This is a genomic window from Vibrio ouci (assembly GCF_004551525.1).
GTDB classification, from domain to species: domain Bacteria; phylum Pseudomonadota; class Gammaproteobacteria; order Enterobacterales; family Vibrionaceae; genus Vibrio; species Vibrio ouci.
Window position 1 is genome coordinate 13137 of record NZ_SATR01000018.1, and the last position, 20551, is coordinate 33687.

Consider the following 20551-nt stretch of genomic DNA (forward strand, 5'->3'; position numbering starts at 1 on the left):
AGCAATTCGCTCTAGTGCAAGATAATCTTTCGCAATCAATTAACGAGACTTTGGCTTAATTGCGCCACTTTCCAACTGAGGTTGTTCAACCTGACGGTTAACTCTGCCAATTCAGTTTCTGCCTGTTGATATTCCTCTTCCTCGATCAAACGTTCGATATAACCGACACGGGCGTAAATTGGCGATAAGCTGATAGCGAGCTTCTCTAATGATTTAGTCGCATGCGTCGCTTGAGACCACTGGCGATTTTTAACCATTAATGCAATATTCGCCATTTTTGTTCTCGCTTCATTGAAACGCTCGACAAATGAACCGACTTGCTCAAGGGCGATCTGCTGATCTTGCTCAACAGTCTGAGCAATGGCTTTGACCCGCTGATCTTCAGAAAATAGCTGCGTTAACACCTCAAGCTGACTCATAACCTCCAAATTGGGCTGCTCAACCGATGTTGCCAACTGCTCTTTAATGGCCTGTTGATAGAGTTCAACTATCTCTGGTTGATACTTATGGCGAGTTTCCGCTGAAGTTTGCGTCACGAATTCAGGTAAGTTTTCGCTGTCGAGCGTTGGCACTTCTTTAACCGCTTTATATTGCGGCTGATAACTGGCCAAGATATTCGGAATATACCACCAGCTAGCCGACACAACAGAAATAGAAAGCACACTTGAAAGAAACAGCCCCCATCGATACTTTTTCTTAGGGACATAGCCACTCATTTGCTGTTCTGACTTTTCGACCCGTTTAACTGCAGTGTGGTATTGAGTTTCAATTTTATCGATATGCTCAAACAGAACAAAGCCCACACCTTCAAAATTCACCTCATGCTCAGGCTGACTGGTCGCTAGCCAATGATGGGCTTTTTCGCATAAACGCTCACTACGGTATAGATCTCTCAATTGCTCATGCGTCAGCTTCATTCCTTTGAGTTCGGGTAAAGCCTTACCATTAACCCAATCAAGCAGCTCTTTTTGCATTTTGGCAAGCTTTACACTTGGCTCTGGCTGTAGCGTCAGGCAACGATTAATCAGCTCCAGTCCGTTAGCGTAACCTTTGACTCCCTCTAGCTTTAATTTTGCGATGGTCAAATAACAGCTCATCAGCAAATCTATGCCGAGATCAAAAGCAAGCTGCTCACAACCATCATGAACAACTTGCCAATTAGTGCCCCCTGATAACGGGTTGAAGCGACTGTTAATTTCATCTCTTACTTTTTGATAGGTATCGGTTGTTCTGATCTGTTCAGGCTCAGAAACAATGGTGTAGGTCTTTTGATCAAGTATGACAATATGGGACATAACTACTTCGTCCTAAAGCGATAGGGAGTGAGCAACGTCACTCCCTAACAATCGTTAATAGAGGGTCTGAGAAAGCTTAAATGATTTAAACAGACGTTCAGTAAACGGGTTCGCGTCAGATTCAGCGTTAATACGATAAATCATCTCACCGCCAGCAAAGCCAAACTTGTAGTCAACCGAGGTTGGACTCGCCGCCAGTACATCCCCTTTATCCAGTAGCCTGAAAAATGCCCAAGGCCCTTGGATGTTAATACTGCGTGGGGAAGTATTGATCTTAGTTGGCACCAAGGTAACTTTAGATATAGCAGAATCACGTAATGTATTTGGCCATATCAGCTCAGCTCCCGATCTTGGGCCATGACTATAAGATAAATATTGCCCATCGATATTCAGCACACTGCGGCGTTTATTGCTACTTAGCTGAATCGGCTCGACCGAGAAATTCACATCTAAGATGCCCTTACGATTAAAGAACGCCTGACGAATTCGCTGCGCTTGCTTAATTTGCGCTAACACTTCTGGCCTGATGATAGACTGCATTGAGTCAGAGCTATCGACAGAAATATTTTCATCAATAAAGACTTTAAGTTGGTTCGAGTAGAAGTTATCCAGCGTACCTTGTGGCGCAAAGAACGTTTCAAAGTCCTCTAAGGCCACATCTTTAGTGGATTTGTCATTGAACGGGTATCGATTAGCAAGCTTGGCATAATATGGCTGATACACATCCTCATACCAGCGCACTTCTAAATGCTTAACCGCTTCCTGTTTAACCACAAGCCAACTCTCATCTGCCAGCTTTTCCATCATCATGTCTAAAGGCTTTGGCAAGCCCGAAGAGATCCGTTTCAGCGTGTAAATGGGATCTGCGCTAACAAGTTTGACTCGTGACTTCGTTGCTTCAAGTGCCGCCATACCTACGTCAGGGGATTCTTGAATGCTTTTTAGGTAAGCTTTTAGCTCATCGACTGAGTTAAGCACCTCATTAATATAAGGAGGTTGCTCGCCAACGGGCTTCAACATTAAGTTCAATTCAGCAAAAGGAGACTGAATATTCGACGATACTTGATATTTGGCGTTTTTCACCAACTCAGCTTGCGCTTCATCTGAAACATCAAGGCCTGCGATTAACTGAGTATTGCTGTCTAGCGTTCTCAGTAGTCGCTGCAGAGGTTCAACGTTACCCGTGATGTTTTCTAGCACTACTACAGCATCATTGAGGTCGGAGAAATACTTCATATCGATATCATTGAGCGCGGCGCGCCATGTGTTGATATAGTCCGCCACATAAAGATTACGAATCTTCTCACGCAAAACTTGCTTATCTGCTTCGCTAAATTGCGCTGTTTTCGACTGACCCAATACCCAACTATCGATAAGAGCTAGCTCAGATACAGACTCAGATCGCGGCATAAAGTAGTTTTCAAACCCTGCTTTGGTTAGCATCTGAGGAATATATAGGCTCTGATTAGATACGCGTTCTTCGAACACCACATCAAAGATTGGTCCAACTAGGTTGCGGATACTGATCGATGGACCAAGAACGGTCTGCGCGTTAAGCTTCAAGTTACGATAAACACGTTGATCATTTGGCATGGTACTCAACGCATCTTGCACCTCAGCGATGGTCGACTCGTACGGTTTCATCGCGGCTATCGCCAACTCATCTCCCGCTAGCTTTGACGCCTCTAGATCAGTATGACGCATCGCATAATCTAGATGGTCAAGCAGTTGGCCTTGAACCACTTTATCCCCGGCAAAAGCACGTTGCCAATACTTACTGAAGTAATCAAGAACATAATCTTTATAGCGACCACTCTTATCCACCATCATTCGATAGACTCTCAATGTGGCTAACTTTTCTTCGTCGCTAGAAGCTTGCTTTAAGTCCACAACTACGTCTGCCATAAGTAACGGCAAGAAGCGGCTTTCAAGCAAGTTAAGGTAGGTGTCCTCAACCATAGGCCCGATTGTATGTCCCTGGTAAAGGCCCAAGTCAGAAATGTACTTTGGTTTTTCCCTAAAGAAGCCAAACTCTAATGTCGCCTGACGAATCTTATTGAGTGGTTCCAAAATATCCTTCTGAGATGCGATGGATAAGTTCGACGGGAACTGCTTTTTATATTCATTAACTTTGGTCAGCACCGCGTCTGACTGGTTATAGTTTTTTGAATAGTATTGATGCCAAGTACCTATCAATAGTACTGACGCCACAGTACAGGTTGCAAAAGAGAGCCCGATAAGGCGACGCTTCTGCTTGGCGACTCGGAAGTTGTCTGAGGCTAGACCCGCTTCTGGATAAATAATGTTGCTAAACAGTTGTTGAGTGAAATACACCGTAGAGTTTTTAGCATGTTGGGCTTTGTTTATCGCGTGCGATAGACCGTAACGACGAGCCGCAGAGTCACTGAACGCATTACTTGGCACCCCTTGCTGATAAACCGATGTAAAGTAGGCACCACGTACCAGCGCTGAGGTAGAGAATTGATCGCTCAATAAGGCATCTTCAAAGAAGCCCTTCAAGATACTTTGCAAACCCGAAATCTGACGTGTAAAGCTGTAGATCGCAGCACGCTCCTCTTGCTCTAACGGCTCAGAAACGGCATGAGGAAGCAGCTCATTAATTCGACCGACAAACTTGCCATATTCTTGGGTAAACTCTTCTAACCAGTGATCGACATTTTCAACCGACTCAAGTGAAAAGGTGAAACCCAACACTTCATCACGCTGCTCTCTTGAATAGTGCTTAAAGAAAGGTTCAAAGCCATGCAAAAGGTCCAGTTTAGTCAAGGTTATATAAACAGGTAGTCGCGTCGTCAGTGTTTCCATTAGTTCACGGATTCTTGCACGCAATAGGTTCGCGTAAGCTTTGCGTTCAGAAGCCGTTGAGGTCGCCAAATGAGAAATATCTAAAGCTAAAACAATACCATTCAGTGGTCTGCGACTACGTGTTTTGTCTAGCCAATGAATAAAGTTGAGCCATAATCGGCGCTCAAGCTCACCATCATTATCTTCGCTTCGATTGCCTTGAGTCAGCAACTCACCGTCAGGGTCGATCAGTACCGATTCGTCACCAATCCACCAGTCAAACGAGTATGGGTTATCACTCTTTTTACCCGATGCGCGCATAACAGATGAAAGCGCAAAGTTTTGCCCAGAACGATTAATCAAGCTCGTCTTACCGGCGTTTTCTAAGCCAAGTACCAGATACCAAGGCAGAGCATACAAATAATTTCGGCTATTCAAACTCTGCTTCATTTCCGCCATAACGCCATTTAATTCACTTTCTTGGCGCTGTTCATAAACAGAAATCGGATCTTGTTTCAGTTGCTCTTCACGCTGCTGCTGATTTTTAAGCGTTCGTAACCGTTTCCACTGCCATAAGCCCCAACCGGAAATGGTAAACAACGTAAAGATAACCGATGTTAAGCCACGGGCCATCACTGTTTCTAGCGGCCGAGTCTCTCCGATAGCAAGCCAAGGGCCTGCCCACCAGATGGAGACATTGACTAAAATAAATAGAATAAGGAGTAAGACAGGCATTGCTGCTGCCATGCCCGGTTTGAATTTAGCTACAAACCCTATAACACTTTTCCACATGGGGATTCCTTTAACTTACACTGACGCTGTATTTTGCTCTAATTGTTCTATGAGCGAAGGTTCCCACTGAGAGACTTGCGCTTGCATAGCTTCTTGTTTTAAATGTTGAAATTGTTCTTTTGCCATTCCATCAAGATGATGATGTTTCAGCAGTTCGGCGCTAAGCAGTCGCCAGTAAAACCTTTCACGTGGTTCACTCGCTTTGACTAAACCATCATTGATTCTCGACATCGCAACGGCAATTCCGCCCTCTTTCGCAAGATTAAAGACTTCGTCCCTTTGCTCTTGCCAACTGTTCATTCGAGGCGCCGACGCATTGAGACCTTCACTGCTCTCGAGCCACTGCTTAACTGAGTCACTGACAAACGGTTCGCCATCTTTGAACTTCAAGTTAGTGACATGAGGAAAGCGCTCAATAAACGCCTGTGTTTCTTCTCTGATAGCTTGGCACCACTGCTCATAGCCCAGCGCTTTGGCGATGTCATGACTGAGTAACTGCCCTTCAAACCAAAATGGTGACATGGTGATGCTTTGTTCGACTTGTCGCCAAAGAGCTAAGTTAGGCTGAGAGCAACGGTCTCGGTACTCCTTAGCACGGTCAGCATTCATTCCTCTTAACAAGCAATGTCCATTGCTATCGTGGTCTGGCAGCGAGCTAATCGCCCCCCATAAAGCATGACGACGAACCCGAATCGATAACGCGGCGCCAAACTCTTGCTCTGAGAGAAAGTCAGCCACTTTAAACAAGGTTTCTTTCGCCGCTTTGCCACTTGAGTTATCAATAACCAGAGGGGCAGGTCTCGTATCAGGGACACTTGACGTCGCATTAGAAGTCACAGGCGATTCTTTACTATTTACCTGCTCACGCTCACTCGCTTTGCGCAGTTGGTTCTCTACAGTTATTGCAATCGACTCAACCATGTCTGATGCGAGGTCATTGGTCGCAATCACCTCTTGCCACGCTGATACGGCGCTACCCAAATCATCTCGTGCTTGGCCATCAAGTTGACTGAAGTCGAACTTATCCAGCGCCATCGAGAAACGTTGACACATTTGACTAAAGAACTTACGACGAGGGAGGTTGCCTCGCTTACCTGGCGCAGGAAAACTCTCCTGCCAATAGTGTGAAATAAAATCACCCATCACATTGAATGAAGTGACCAAGCGATCTGCGTTGAGGTCTTGGTGCAGACATTGCAGCAGATATACCAAGAGTTTGATGTCTTTGCTTTTCTCTTTGAGTAACTGAAGCGTACTGTGCTCTACCTCTTGCCACTGCACGCTCGCATGGGAGAGTGAGCCAACCTTCATCATCTGATCTTCAATGAAATCAAATAACGGTTCATCCAGCAGACGTTCACCGACTGGAGAGGCATCACTGATCGGGGAAACAATGCAAGTGCGATATTGAGTAAGTTCCATATTTACCACCGGCAACGCTGTCGTAGTGGACTCAGCGCCGCTTGCAGCGCCACCGTGTCAAACTGCAGTCCATCAACCGTTTCTGAGTTCGACCTCAGTGTCACCTTTCTTTGTTGAGCCATACGTTTCATCAGCTCTATCGCTGGGAGTCCCTGCGCTGATGAGAACACCACACCCTCATCATCACTTCTCCAATACTCACGCTGGCCTTGAGCCACTGAAACTGAAATACGTGCATCAATTAATGGTTTAGGTAGTGCCAACTGAACTCGGCTGATTTCATCCATACAGCTCATAACGAGAACCGGGGAATCAACCTCGCCCTGAGGCAATGCAGATAAAGTGACCCAAGCATCCTCACCCGAATCAGATTCATTTAAGACTGGAGCCAAATCGTTCTCAGCCCCACTTTGCGGGTAAGCAAGCATCCACACTTTAGGCTTATCAGGTTCATGGCTCTGTCCCTTTAACGCTACTGGCGTATCAAACAACTGATCAAAACACCTCAGTCGCTCAAGCCTTTTCGCAATGATTCGACATTGATCCACCTGCTCCCACTGATACGTGTTGGTCGCTTGAGCATTCACAGGTAGCCACCAAAGGGCACATGCTAGGCCAACAAGTCTGGTTATCACTATTCTCATAGCGCCTTGATCTCCAGCTTCTGACATTTGTATGCCAACGTTCTTTTCGGAATGCCTAAACTTTTCGCCGCTTTGCCTCGATTTCCGGCAAAGAAGTTTAGACGGTCACGAATGATCTGCTCTTCGTAATCATTCACCGCTTGTTTCAAGTCGGTGATGCCAGCGAAGTCACTAGGTGGATGCTGATAAGGGCTATCTTGAACAAAGTGAGAATGGGTAGCCATTGGCGTTGGTTCGCTCAAGCTTTTCAGTTCAAAGTTTAAGCATGCGATGCGATTAGCTAAGCTTCCTTCACTGATTTCTGAGTTGTCATCAGTCTGCGCGCAACCAAACTCAATGAGGTGTTTTAGTTCGCGCACATTACCCGGGAAAGCATATTGTTTTAAACAATCTAGTGCTCGGTAATGAAGGCCACGAATAGTGCGTCCATGTAGCTCATTAAACTCATTGATGAAGTGAACACTCAGTTGCTCGATATCTTCTAAGCGCTCCGCTAGCCTTGGTAGGGTTAACGGGTATTGAAACAGTCGGTAGTAGAGATCTTGTCTGAATTTCTTGGCCTGGACTTGAGCTAATAGATTGACGTGTGTTGCTGAAACAAGGCGGAAGTCAGACGCTTGCTCCTCTTTGCCACCAACAGGTCTAAATCTTTTGCTCTCAAGTACTCGCAACAACTTGGCTTGCAGCGCTAACGGCATGTCACCGATTTCATCTAAAAATAGCGTACCGCCGTCGGCTTGAGCAATCAGCCCTTGTCGATCAGACTCTGCGCCAGAGAAGGCACCTTTGCAGTAACCAAACAGCTCACTTTCTAGCAGATTTTCAGGAATCGCAGCACAGTTAATCGCCACCATTGGTTTTTTATTACGAGCAGAAAGCTGATGAATCGCTTGAGCTACGAGTTCTTTACCTGTACCGGTCTCACCTTGAACCATGACAGATAAATGAGACGAAGCTGCACTTACAATCTGCTGACGAAGTCGCTGCATGGTTCTGCTTTCACCGATGAGCGATTGTGACAGATCATTGGCAAGCTCATGCTGCTTTCTATCACGCTGAATCTCACTGAGAGATTCTGACAGCTCTTTAAGATCGCGTTGTTCTTTCTCTAATTCATCAAGTAATTGCCACTGTTTGGTGAACACCCCAACAAACGCGGTACACATGTCGTCTTCGAAAGCGGTGTTGATTTTGCTTGGCTCCCCTTGCATATAAAGTACAAATTGGACGTACTTTGACTGCAAAGGTAGCGGCTGAATACGCACACCATCGAACATGCCTACTTGGGAAACTAATTCACAGAACGCTCGATCCGTTTGCCAAAATAACAGCTCATCGGCTGACAGCGTCATCGCCTTAGAGTTTTGCAACACGTGAGCAAACGGGTTACTTAAGTCATTTACTGACCACGATACAGACAAGCTTGTATCGTGGGGGATCAGTCGGCGCCCTTCATTGTTAGGAGAAAGCACTAAGCAGTGTGCCAAACTCAGCTCTTCAATCAATACCTTAGCGAATGTCTGAGTTAACTCATCTTTGGATTTAATACCAATGAGCTCAGTCGTCCTTACTAACCAATTCGCCATACCTACTCCACTTCGCCTTTAAATTGGCCGTCAACGGCGGACAATTGGATACGATTCACCGGCTTCTGCTCTGAAAGTTTGTTGAGTAGCGCGAGAGAAACTGGTGGAAGAAGCTGACCTTCAATAATGGCTTCAAGCATTCGGGCACCATTTTCTGAACGCGTCGCTCGGGCAAGGATTTCATCAATCAATGAAGACTCGATAACAACCTCTGCTTCATAACGCTCTTTAAATAGATGCTCTAAACGCTCAAGTTTCGCTCGTACAATAACTTCAAGGACTTGAGGAGAAAGCGGCATATATGGGATGACTTCCATGCGAGCAAGTAACGCTGGTTTGAAGAAGGCAGCAAGCTCGGGATATAGCGCATCATCAAGGTCATCTAAACGCTCTGAGTAATCGACAATTGTTTGAAAACCAAGATTCGACGTGAGGAAGAAGACCACATTCTGGCAATCAATGATTCGACCTTCACCATCAGCAAGTTCACCTTTATCAAACGCCTGATAGAAGAGGTTTAATACTTCAGGGTGCGCTTTTTCGACTTCATCAAGCAAAACGACCGAGTAAGGCATCTTGCGAATAGCCTCAGTTAACACACCGCCCTCGCCATAGCCAACGTAGCCTGGTGGAGAACCAATTAGTCGAGAAACGGTGTGCTTCTCTTGATACTCAGACATGTTAATGGTGGTTAAGAATTGCTTGCCACCATAGAGATGCTCGGCCAACTGCACGACTGTCTCGGTTTTCCCCACACCACTTGGGCCAACGAGAAGAAATGCACCTTTTGGTCGACCTGGGCGACGAAGGTCGGCTCTTGCCGTCAACAGGTGTTTATGCACTCGCTCAATCGCGACGTCTTGACCTTTAATTGCACGGCCTAAAATAGAGGTCAGATGGGTAATTTTGTACAGCTCGTCGCTATTCATTTGATCGACAGGTACGCCAGTCCAATCGGCAATCACTTCAGCAATTTGCTGCTCATCGACCTGAGGATGAATAAGACGTTCTTTATGAGGAATTGCATCGATCTCTTTGTATTTAGCACGGATCTGCTCACTGCATTCTAGGCGCTCTTCATCACTTAGTTCGTCTGCAGATAGCTGCGTTCGTAGTTCAATGATCTCTTCTACGAGCTGCTTTTGATGCTGCCAGCTCTCGCTTAGTGCTTGGTGCTCTTGCTCATCAGCAACACTTTGTGTTTGCAGCTCATCCAATCTCGCCGTGTCTAGGTCTTGACCTAATAACTGAGCGCGATTAAGCATGTCGATCTCAAGCTGACGCTGATGTTTTGCCGTTTCAATTGCGGCAAGACGTTTAGGTGGAGTCGTCAAATTAATCGCAATACGAGCACATGCGGTATCTAACACATCGATCGCCTTATCTGGCAGCTGACGACCCGAGATATAACGCGCCGACAGCTCTGAAGCCGCTTTAAGCGCTTCGTCGGTAATTAGGACCTTATGGGTATTTTCATAAACTGAGTTAAGTCCTCGCAATATATCTACCGCTTGCTCAACACTCGGCTCATCCAACTTGACCAGTTGGAATCTACGTGTCAATGCTGGGTCTTTCTCAAAGTATTTCTTATATTCTTTCCAGGTTGTCGCGGCAATGGTGCTTAGCTCACCACGTGCAAGGGCCGGTTTAAGCAAGTTCGCGGCATCACCGCCACCTTCTTGATTGCCTGCGCCGATAAGCGTGTGCGCTTCGTCAATGAAAAGGATGATTGGCGACGGCGAATGTTTGATCGCATCAATCACACCTTTAAGTCTTTTTTCAAACTCGCCTTTAACTGAGGCGCCCGCTTGAAGTAGACCTAAATCCAGAGAATAAAGCTCGACGTTTCGTAACTGGTTCGGTACCTGACCAGAAGCAATGCACAGTGCCAGCCCTTCGATTACCGCGCTTTTACCTACCCCGGCATCACCCACTACGATTGGGTTGTTCTTTCTACGACGACAAAGGATATCGATCATTAAACTGATCTCATGCTCTCGACATATCACAGGATCCAATTCTTGGTTACGCGCTTGCGCGGTCACATTAGTACAGTACTTCTCTAAAATGGATAAATCAGAACCTGACGCAGCGTTGCTATGATTTTTCGTTTTATCAACCACTTGAGTTTCTGAAGAATCAACTAAGATCGCAGTAAAGTGTTTGCGTAAGTTTTCGCGATTGATGCCGCTGGTCACTTTGACCAAATTCGGAACCATGTAACGATCTGCGCGCGTCAAAGCGGCAAGCAGAATCGCACCAGAGCGAAGTTCCGTCTGATTCAGTTCCGTGGTTGAAAGTAACCACGCTTCTTGAAGTAGCTCCACCAATAGCGGAGAAAATGCAGGGTAGCTGTCTAGGGCTGCCTCGCGAGTATAGCCATCAACCAAAGCGCGATTAAGCTCTTCAATATCAAGATTAGCTTGTTTAAAGATCAGCCTAACATCTGATAACGGGTTATTTAGCAGTACCTCAAGGTAATGCTCGAAAGTAATCTCGCCATGTTGGCGTTCAATGCAAACAGTCGCAGCTTGTTCTAGCGCAAGCTTACTCTGCTCGTTTAACTTTGATATAAGAGTTGGAAGCTCGATACGTATCACGGTAATAACCTAGCCTTAATTATTGTTATAAAATTTGATTCAGTTGCTCAATCACGTCACTTGTTTTGACATGAAGGAGGTAGCTGTAACCAATAAATGTACCTACCCAAAGCAGCGCGAAACCTGCAAATATGGTCCATATCGGTAACTGTTTGCTGATCTTGTATTTAGAGCGAACAACGTGCTCTGTTGCATGAGTCAGTTGAACAGGTTTCTGCTCTTCATCGTGATGCAATAAGTGATAGAGTCGATCGATCACTTTTTCTCTTTCTTGTTGCCCCGACTCAATTACGCGATATTTGCCTTCAAACCCTAAAACAAGGCATTGGTAGATGAACTCCAACAGCTCTGTGTAGTTTTCAGGCTCTTTTTCAAGACGTTTCAGTACCGTAAATACCTTTTCTCCGCCCCAAGTTTCATTGTGAAATCGAGACAGAAGTGAGTGCTCGGCCCATACCGTGTTAGCGCCCCATTCGGTTCCTAACACAGCCTCATCGAGGAAGGTGCATAAGATGTAGCGATAAGCCATTAGCACAGCATGTTCGTAACCAAGGCCAGTCAGCTCAATTTCAATGTTTTTGATTTCCTCTAACGTCTGCTCGTAAATTACTTCAATATTTTCGCAATCTGTTAGCTGACGAATACGCAGGGAAAGTCCGAACAATGGCGTTGACGCATCAATGAGTGGGTTATGCAAACTGCCACGAAGTTGAAACCAATAGTCTTGGTCATGGTTGATTTTTTCAGCATCATCAAACAGTAAGCTGCTGAATTGAGTACTTTTCTTATCCACGTCTAATCCCTTATTGCCCAGAACTGTAAATCAAGGTCGTCAAATGCGGCCGCGATATGGAAAGCAAAGCCACTAGACTGCGATAGCTGCTGCCATGCACTACTTGTCTTATCCAACTGGTAGTAGATGTAACCAGCGTGATACGGCAACTGACGCGGTGCCACTGGTAGCACGACCAAAGGAACACCTGGTAACTGCAAAGAAATCAGCTCACGGATTTTCTCTACCGAAGAGACTTTGGTTTGCTGGGTAAATTGACGACGTAAATCATCCATTGGCATACGTGCTTTAACTGCGATGATAAAGTCAGCCGTTTGCATCAACTGTGGATCTTGAATTGGTGCCACCATCAAGCCATATTTGCGTTTATCAAGTTGAATCGCGACCGCTCTTGGCTCTAGTACAACGCTGAGCGCTTGGCGTAAGTTGCGAATCAAAGGCCAGAATGATTCCGTCGGCATATCATGGTTATAGCTGACCGTATTAGGTGGCAGTCGACTTTCATCTGTGAACGTAGCTAGCTCACCAACCACCGTAGATAAGCTTTCAAACAGACGCTCTGGGTGTAAGCTGCGCAGCTCTGCTAAGTGGTGGATTTGTGGCTGTAAGCGGTTTAGGGCTTGTAGCAACATAAAGTCAGAGACATCCGCCACCCCGCCTTGCGCCGGAGAGCCAATTCGCTGCGCAATATTTTTGGCACGCTCTCGCATCAAACCTGAAATTTCGTTAATGAAACGGTGAAGCGATGAATTCGCAGCGACATTAACGTGGCAAGGGATAAAGTCTGGGTCCATCACCACACTACCATCAGGGCGCTTTTCCAGTATTCTTCCCACCGCCATAGAGGCATACGCACTGCGGTCTTCTTTTTCCAGCATCAATTGGATACGAATCGGAGATACATCGATAGTGGTCATATCACCTTGCAAGGTATGCACATCACGCACCTCTAGTCGGCGACTCTCATATCTACCCGTACCCTGAGCGTCAGGCCAGTTAATCTCTCGTAAAGATTCACTGCGCAGCGGAACCGCCAAGTAAACAAGCTGGTTTGCCAATGACGCATCTTCAATTTCTAACGCGTCTGGGTGAACATCTTCTTGAGGAATTCGAAATACCGAACCATCAGGCATAACACCAACCGCTCGCTCAATGGCAATGCGGCCAAACGAAAGGTACTCAGGATTGAACTCAAACTCCGAGATACCGTACAAATAACGACTGACTGTACTCAATCGCTCATCCATAAAGTATTCTGAGTATCGCTGTTGCTGCTGGAAGTGCTGGGGTTTAATGAAAAGTCCTTCGTTCCAAATTACACGATTTCGTGAAAACATCTTCTCTATTCCACCCTTTGTAAATCTACTTCGTAATCATTGAGTAACATCAGTAAGTGATACTCCCTTCCCTGCTTGATGACCTTGACCGCCTTCTTCCATTCACTGAGTTCAATGTCGGAAAAATTGGCGAGGACGCCGATATAGTTCGTCTCATCAGTCACTTCAATTTCATTCACAAACTTGAATTGGCCAGGTAGCAACACATAGTCATAACTCTTGATAAAGTTGCTTTTTAAAGCCTTTTTATAGTCTTGTTTTAGCTGGTCGTAGCTGGATGACATAAACATTGAGTCATCAACTAACTCGAATACTTGAATCTCAACTGGTGCGGCTTCTCCCCACACGTTCGGATTCATTCCCTCTGTCGCTACGAGACTGAATGTCACCTTCGTGGGTGCTTTTGCTGGACTGACAGGTTCACTGCTGCTACACCCAGTCATTAACGCAAAACAAAAGCACGCAAAGAGCAAATGTCTCACGATCAGTACTCCAACTGTTTTTCTCGGATTTTGCGGTCATACGATTGTTCAAAAATTTCCCAGAACAGTTTTTCAAACCCTTGCTGACGATGTGACGCCAGCTCTTGGTAGTAGCTGCAGTACATTTGCCAAGCCCAAGCATCACCATCCTCAACGCTAGATTGATGAGAGCGCTTATAGTTTTGGAATCGACTTAAAAGTACGTCTGGAGAAAATGCACCTAAGATTTGCGTCAGTGCTTCGCCTGTTGCGTACTGCATCGCCTCATTGTGCGCTTGTACATTGGCTAAACTTTCTTCAATCGCAAATGGGGCAGATAAGTGCACAGCGCTCTTATTTGAGTCATAAAGCGTTTGGATTGTTTCTTGATAAGAGAGCCCCAGCCTTAGCGGATTATCTTCAATTGGTTGTAGGTTGCGGTTTAGCGTGCCAAAACGCCCTTGGTTAACTTGTTGATGCAGGGCTAGGATGCCTTTAATACAAGACTGCAATGACTCACCTAACTCTTGAGACAACATCTGCATACGAGCGATATCATCCGTACCACTTAGTTGCGCGCCCAAACCATTGAGCAAAGGTCCTGTAAGTAAATGTCCGCCTAAACCTGAAGTCGCCACATCACTACTTGTTTCTGTCGGAAGGCTTTTTGCCACCTCTTCCTCTAGCAAATCTAATTCTTGTTCGTCCATTTGAAAGCCCTCTAAAACGTTGGTTGTTATTTTTTGTTGGTCAATGCCAGTAACCTGACTTGACTCGATTTTTTGTGTGGTATTGGTATTTGGTTCTGGCTTACTCGCTTGTTTCGAGCGAAAGCCAAAATTGAGTATTCTCTTGAGCATCATCGATGACGACAGCTCGTTGTTGCTATCTGCTTGCATCACAATGCCCGACTCTTGGGGTGAAAGATCTTCTTCAAGACCTAAGCTGGCAGGCACTGAGTCATTGCTATTTTTCGGCTCATCATCAATCAGGGACTGTGTCTTTTCTGATACGTAATCGCCTAACGCATCTAATGGATCCGTTTTCTCTGCTGACTTGTTTTTAGGCGCAGGCTCTTGCTCAAAAGCATGATTTGATAAAAGGTCAGCTCCAGGCTCTGAAAAAAGAGTGTTAAGGGATTCTGAGCAGATTTCCGTATCTAAGTCGCCAACAATGACGCGTATTTCGTATGGACCAATGCGGATATGGTCGTTGTGCGCGAGTTTTGCTAACAACTCCTTACCCACTGGCATCACAGATCCATTGATGTACGTCTCACCACAAAGATCCTTGAGACAAAAAGCGCCATCGAGCATCAATATTTCGCAATGCTCAGGAAAAACTTCACCCTTAGAGTCAGAAAGCAACCAATGCGCGCTGTCATCAGAACCAACTATGCCGCCCTCAACTCCCCATTCCATTAGCGCCGAGAGTCTTGACTCTAGTTTTTGTACATTGGTAACCAATAACGTCAACTTGGTTAAAGGAGATTTGCCCATCATCATTGCCTTACTTGAATTAATACGTTTTTCTTGTCGCTGCTTTGGCCAAGAAACGATGTCCAACCCAAGGCGACATTCGACTCTTTGCTCAATAGGATTTGTTGAGGTTCTTCACTTGCCATAGTCAGTGATAAGTCGTAAGCCATTTGCTCACGCAAAATGAACTCAACCAGTTTACAAAGCGGTTCAAACTCCTTACCTGACGGCAAGAAATCTAAGAACCGACTGCGGCTTAACCCATCGATCCAAATCGTGAACTTGCCATTGCAATCGACTACCGAATCGCCAACGATGGTTGACACGCCCAAAGCTGCATTCCCTAGACCAACTGAGGTCTGCTGCGAAGGTGCGATATCCACTTTTCTTTTCGTCCACTGCTCAATTCGAACCTCTTTCAAATCAAAACAATGGGCGATGATCCCGGCCACCACTTGTGGAGAGCGGCTTCGACCCGCTAACGTGCCTGAATAAGCCAGCATCTTGCACCAGTTGATTGGTGTATCACCTCTAAGGTCCGTTGAACCTAATCCGACCAAAGAGAGTAGCTGTGCAGAAAAGTCATCTTTCGCATCCGGCTGAAAGCGAACGAAGTATCGGTACTTTCGCCATATGCGATACAGCAGGCTAATTAAGCGGTTATTGAAAAAGTCAAAAAACTGCTGCTTTTGTCCGCCAGGCCCTTCCATCAAAAGTTGCTCAACGACATAGCCTGGAAGCGGCGATTGCGCACCAGACAGACCGAAAAAATTGGTCGTCATGATCATGCGGTCATCATTAAGCAAATCTAAACTCGCCACATCTGCTGGCGAAAAACCTAAGCTCGGATTGCCACTGAACATCAGCTGACAGCTTCGCTCCCATTCATACTCTTCAGGGTCGACCCCTTTAAGCTTTTGAACCAATTCAACCAATTGATAAAAGCTATAATCATGTACTTCACTCGGCATACCGATTGGCTGCTGAGACACCTCGTCATCAGTTAAATGAGAGGTTGCATTCCCGTTTGAGAACCCCATGTATACCTCTCTTGATTAGTAACATTGACGACGTGTAGCTCATGGAATGAGTTGATGCTGGCGTACAACGCAAAGAAGTGGCTTAAAACCGTGCCGAAAAGGTACAGATCCCCTTCAGAGCCGAAGCCTGCTTGATCGATATAAAGCGTGGACTGTAAGCCTCTGATCGGTAAGCCACGCATAATTTTGTCGATTGGCTTTGACTCAATCTTCTGAATCGCTTCTAGACGACGTTTTGATACTTTCTCTGCCTGGCGATCGACCAAAGCTTTAAAGTCATACGCTCTTAAGACACTGCTTAGTGCATCCTTTGAAAGCAGCGATAAATAGTTAAGAGATAAATTAGAAATCAGCGTCCACAGCAAGCTCCCATCAAGCACAGGCCTTAATGATTGCGATGGCACCGATATATTGGAAAATGTTGCAAAAGGCGGCGAAGTATCCGTTGCTTCGCAGATATCGCCAACGCCTAGCTCTAAAGGCAATAGTCGATTCGTACAAGTGAGCTTTATTGAGACCGCTTCATCCACATCAATAGAGACGGTTTCATCACTTCTGACAAAAGATATAAAGCTATCAAAACCATCTTTTCGAATGCTCTCTTTGATTCGAGTTCGATAGTAAAGAGCCTGGCGGTGACGCACTCGCTCTACTTCATGCTGAAAGCTTTCAAATGGAGAGTAAACACGCTTCGAGCCTCGGACTCGCTTTCCCTCTTGCTGTCCGTCTTGCCAACCGACAACACTTTCAACATTAAACACTTCATAATGCGCGGGGTAACGACTAGACGGTATAACCCGATACTCAGAATGGCGCCCGGACAAAGCGATAGGGTCAGCGTCGTGATGGAACAAGTTAATAATTGGCGTACAGTAAAGTTGGAAATTCTCTTTCTGTACTCTTACATCAACAGGAAGCGTCTTGGAAAAATGCAGCTTAATAGTGAATTCACCACTGACACTTTTGGGAATAACCTTATCTAAGCGCGATAGGTCAAAAAAGTGGAAGGCTTCAGGAAACGACAGATACTCTTGCAGAATACGATATCCCTCATACACGTTGGTCGGATAAGGGAGTAGAGCGTCATTGCTGCCAAAGCCAACAACACTAAAGCTGTCTTTAGGGAGAGAAAATTCCGCACCATTTATCTCAATGGTCACTTTATCTAGATAGTGGTTTAGCCACAGATAAAGCATTTGAGAACTGTATTTGTCACCACCAAGGTAAAAACGCAGATCCTCTAAAAGAGCGTTACCCAGAGTTACGTCACCCTGAGTCGTCAACATCACATCAATAACAGTCGCTTCGCGAGTGTGCTGCGCTCGAACATCAACACTCTCTATCGGATAAATTTCCACTTCTCTACACGTTTGGAAGTGACATTTCGTTCCGAAAATAGCTTTACTGTCGACTTGCGTTCCTTTGTTGATCAACTGCTTTTCGCTGACACTTTGATCAGGGGTAAAGGCCAAGATACTCATACTCGGCACAGGTCGAAGGTAATTGGGCCAAAGCATATTAATCATCGAGTGAGTCAGTTCAGGAAACTCGTCTTCAACTTTCTCTCGCAAGCGCCCTGTTAAGAAGGCAAAACCTTCTAGTAAGCGTTCAACATCCGGGTCTAATGTTCGACCATGGAGGAAGCGTGAAAGCTGAGGGTAAATCTCAGTAAACTCACGTCCTTGCTCTTTAAGAAAAGTAAGCTCTTCTCTAAAGTATTTATCTTGGCTCATATTCCTTAAACCACTCGATATTTTCTGTTCTGATCTAGCAGCAGGTCAAATTGCACCTTGTCATGGATCGCATCACTATTTATCTGTGCAGTAATACGAAACTGCAGAGATAGCGGGCGATCTCGGTCCAAAATAGCTGTAACTTCTATATGTTTTAAGCGTGGCTCAAACTGGCGTAGACAGCCTTGAATGGATAACTTCACCTTCAAAGACAAATCTAAGGTATCTAGCGTGGCATCATTAAAATCGATAAGGCCTAGAGTCGGCGCACTTTGCGCGCCTCCGACCCGAGTATTAAGGACTTTAGCGACATTTCGTTTAATCGAAGCCAACACATCTTCTGGGTAAGGACCTTGAGTAAATGAAACAGGATCAGAGTTGGCTTCTAAGCGTTCTAAGAAGCCAACACCAAACGTACTCTCTTCAGGTGCAAAGTACGTCATTTCAATTACGCCTGATCTAGTCGACCAACAAGTGACAGTTCAAAGTTTGCGCCCATATACTTGAAGTGAGGACGAACAGACAATGACACTTGGTACCAACCTGGGTTTCCTTGTACGTCAGCAACATCAATTTTTGCTGCACGTAGTGGACGTCGGCTGCGTACATCTGCTGGCGGGTTTTCCTGATCGGCTACAAATTGCTTAATCCAAGTGTTAAGTTCGCGCTCAAGATCTTGACGCTCTTTCCATGAACCGATCTGCTCGCGTTGTAGCACTTTGATATAGTGCGCAAGACGGTTAATGATCATCATGTAAGGCAACTGAGTACCAAGCTTGTAGTTCGTCTCAGCTTCTTTACCTTCTTTGGTATTTGGGAATACCTTCGGTTTCTGGATAGAGTTAGCTGAGAAAAACGCAGCATTGTCACTGCCCTTACGCATAGTCAAAGCAATGAAGCCTTCTTCAGCCAATTCGAACTCTTTGCGATCAGTAATCAACACTTCTGTTGGGATTTTCGCTTGAAGAGCACCCATTGACTCAAACACATGCACTGGTAAATCTTCAACCGCACCACCACTTTGTGGGCCGATGATATTTGGGCACCAACGGTATTTAGCAAAGCTGTCCGTTAATCTTGTCGCTAGTGCGAACGCCGTATTGCCCCACAAATAATGTTCATGTGATGCAGCAACACTTTCAGCATAATTGAATGACTTAATCGGGTTTTCTACTGGGTCATAAGGAACACGCAATAAGAAACGAGGAGCCGTTAGGCCAAGATAACGTGCATCTTCTGACTCACGAAGTGAACGCCATTTGGTGTATTTAGGACTTTCAAAGATTGATTTCACATCTTTAATGTTTGGCAATTCTTCATAGCTATCTAAGCCGAAGAATTCAGGACCTACACTCGATAAGAACGGAGCATGAGCCATTGCACCTAGTGCGCCCATGTATTGAAGTAGTTTCATGTCCGGAGTTGAAGGAGTGAAGCTAAAGTTACCCACGATCGCACCAGTTGGCTCACCACCAAATTGGCCGTAACCAGATGAGTAAACGTGTTTGTACAATCCAGACTGAGTCGTTTCTGGTGCAAACTCAAAGTCTTCTAGTAGTTCTTCTTTTGTTACATGCAGCAGATCGATTTTGTTGTTCTCACCGAAATCAGTACGATCCACGAGTAACTTCAAGCCACGCCAAGCGGATTCCATTTGCTGGAATTTCTCGTCATGCAGAATCTCATCCATTTGCGCGCTGATTTTCTTGTCTAGTTCAACAAGCATTTGATCAACGAGAGATTTATTAACTGCTTCATCAGTTTGCTGTGAACCAATCAAATTCTCAATAAACGCAGCAACTCCTTTTTTGGCAACGTCATAACCTTCTTCGCTTGGTGCGATCTTGGTCTGTGCCATAATTTCATCTAGTAGACTCCCCTCGGAGAGCTGTGGTCTTTCTAGTACCGATTCTGTAGACATTAAAATGTATCCCTAATCCAAAATGACAAATGTTAGTCGTGTTAACTTGTTTTAATTACTTTCTTCACTAACGAGGTTGAGTTCACTGAGTAGCTTGTCGCGTGATTCCTCAGAGCTCAGCAGCTCCTGCAAGCGGTCTCTGAATGCTGGAATGTTGCCCAGTGGTCCTTTTAACGCGACTAGGGCTTCTCTTAGTTCAATAAGCTTATTCAACTCAGGAACTTGACTAGCGATAGAGTCAGGGTTGAAATCGGTAAGAGCGTTGAAACGAAGCTCAACTGGCATATCTGCATTTTCGTCGTCGCCGAGTTTGTTTTTGACGACCGTAGACAAACCTAATTCACTATCGCGCATAACGGACTCGAAGTTATTTTTGTCCACTGAAACGGTACTGCGCTCCTCAACAGGCGTGTCTTCGGTGTGACCTTTAAAATCACCTACTACTAAGGTTTTTAGCGGTAGTTCGATTTCAGCCTGAGCATCACCAGTTGCAGGGATGTATTTAATATTAATGCGTTCTTTAGGTGCAACGCTTCCTTCCTTCGACATAGTCAAGGGTCTCCGATTTAAATTACAGGGTGGTTGACGTTTACTGAATTAGGATTAATAGCCTAAATAGCGTAAGCAAAGAAATAAATTAGCTA

15 protein-coding genes are annotated in these 20551 nt (G+C 45.4%); all 15 read right to left on the reverse strand.

The genetic code is table 11. The features are described from left to right. Positions 1–35: 35 nt before the first annotated feature. The 15 genes from ELS82_RS12825 to tssB are packed head-to-tail and all read right to left on the reverse strand — an operon-like array spanning position 36 to position 20456. Complete coding sequence (locus ELS82_RS12825; RefSeq protein WP_134835818.1) at positions 36–1295, reverse strand: type VI secretion system ImpA family N-terminal domain-containing protein; 1260 nt, start codon at positions 1293–1295, stop codon at positions 36–38. Positions 1296–1349: 54 nt separating this feature from the next. Then, a complete protein-coding gene (tssM, locus tag ELS82_RS12830; RefSeq protein ID WP_134835819.1) occupies positions 1350–4892 on the reverse strand; it encodes a type VI secretion system membrane subunit TssM in 3543 nt (1180 codons plus the stop codon). A gap of 15 nt (positions 4893–4907) precedes the next feature. Then, complete coding sequence (gene tssA / locus ELS82_RS12835; RefSeq protein WP_134835820.1) at positions 4908–6314, reverse strand: type VI secretion system protein TssA; 1407 nt, start codon at positions 6312–6314, stop codon at positions 4908–4910. A gap of 2 nt (positions 6315–6316) precedes the next feature. Continuing rightward, positions 6317–6958: a type VI secretion system-associated protein VasI gene (gene vasI / locus ELS82_RS12840; protein WP_244230785.1), complete on the reverse strand. Its 642-nt coding sequence runs from the start codon at positions 6956–6958 to the stop codon at positions 6317–6319. Beyond that, on the reverse strand, positions 6955–8544 hold the full coding sequence (locus ELS82_RS12845) for a sigma-54 interaction domain-containing protein (protein WP_134835822.1): 1590 nt from the start codon (positions 8542–8544) through the stop codon (positions 6955–6957). Before ELS82_RS12845 ends, vasI begins: the two co-directional genes overlap by 4 nt. 2 nt (positions 8545–8546) lie before the next feature. Continuing rightward, on the reverse strand, positions 8547–11144 hold the full coding sequence (gene tssH / locus ELS82_RS12850; RefSeq protein ID WP_134835823.1) for a type VI secretion system ATPase TssH: 2598 nt from the start codon (positions 11142–11144) through the stop codon (positions 8547–8549). A 25-nt stretch (positions 11145–11169) separates the two neighbouring features. Further along, on the reverse strand, positions 11170–11937 hold the full coding sequence (gene icmH / locus ELS82_RS12855; RefSeq protein ID WP_134835824.1) for a type IVB secretion system protein IcmH/DotU: 768 nt from the start codon (positions 11935–11937) through the stop codon (positions 11170–11172). Positions 11938–11939: 2 nt separating this feature from the next. Next, positions 11940–13274: a type VI secretion system baseplate subunit TssK gene (gene tssK, locus ELS82_RS12860; protein WP_134835825.1), complete on the reverse strand. Its 1335-nt coding sequence runs from the start codon at positions 13272–13274 to the stop codon at positions 11940–11942. A 5-nt stretch (positions 13275–13279) separates the two neighbouring features. Next, on the reverse strand, positions 13280–13756 hold the full coding sequence (tssJ, locus tag ELS82_RS12865) for a type VI secretion system lipoprotein TssJ (protein ID WP_134835826.1): 477 nt from the start codon (positions 13754–13756) through the stop codon (positions 13280–13282). A 2-nt stretch (positions 13757–13758) separates the two neighbouring features. After that, a complete protein-coding gene (tagH, locus tag ELS82_RS12870; RefSeq protein WP_167489309.1) occupies positions 13759–15234 on the reverse strand; it encodes a type VI secretion system-associated FHA domain protein TagH in 1476 nt (491 codons plus the stop codon). A 2-nt stretch (positions 15235–15236) separates the two neighbouring features. Then, positions 15237–16253, reverse strand: a complete 1017-nt coding sequence (gene tssG / locus ELS82_RS12875; RefSeq protein WP_134835827.1) for a type VI secretion system baseplate subunit TssG — start codon at positions 16251–16253, stop codon at positions 15237–15239. Next, on the reverse strand, positions 16217–17986 hold the full coding sequence (gene tssF, locus ELS82_RS12880) for a type VI secretion system baseplate subunit TssF (protein WP_134835828.1): 1770 nt from the start codon (positions 17984–17986) through the stop codon (positions 16217–16219). Before tssF ends, tssG begins: the two co-directional genes overlap by 37 nt. A 5-nt stretch (positions 17987–17991) precedes the next feature. After that, entirely contained in the window at positions 17992–18429 is a 438-nt protein-coding gene (gene tssE, locus ELS82_RS12885) for a type VI secretion system baseplate subunit TssE (protein WP_134835829.1), read from the reverse strand. A gap of 5 nt (positions 18430–18434) precedes the next feature. Then, positions 18435–19907, reverse strand: coding sequence for a type VI secretion system contractile sheath large subunit (tssC, locus tag ELS82_RS12890; protein ID WP_167489305.1), 1473 nt, complete (start codon positions 19905–19907; stop codon positions 18435–18437). A gap of 51 nt (positions 19908–19958) precedes the next feature. Continuing rightward, on the reverse strand, positions 19959–20456 hold the full coding sequence (gene tssB, locus ELS82_RS12895; RefSeq protein ID WP_134835831.1) for a type VI secretion system contractile sheath small subunit: 498 nt from the start codon (positions 20454–20456) through the stop codon (positions 19959–19961). Between the last annotated feature and the right edge of the window lie 95 nt (positions 20457–20551).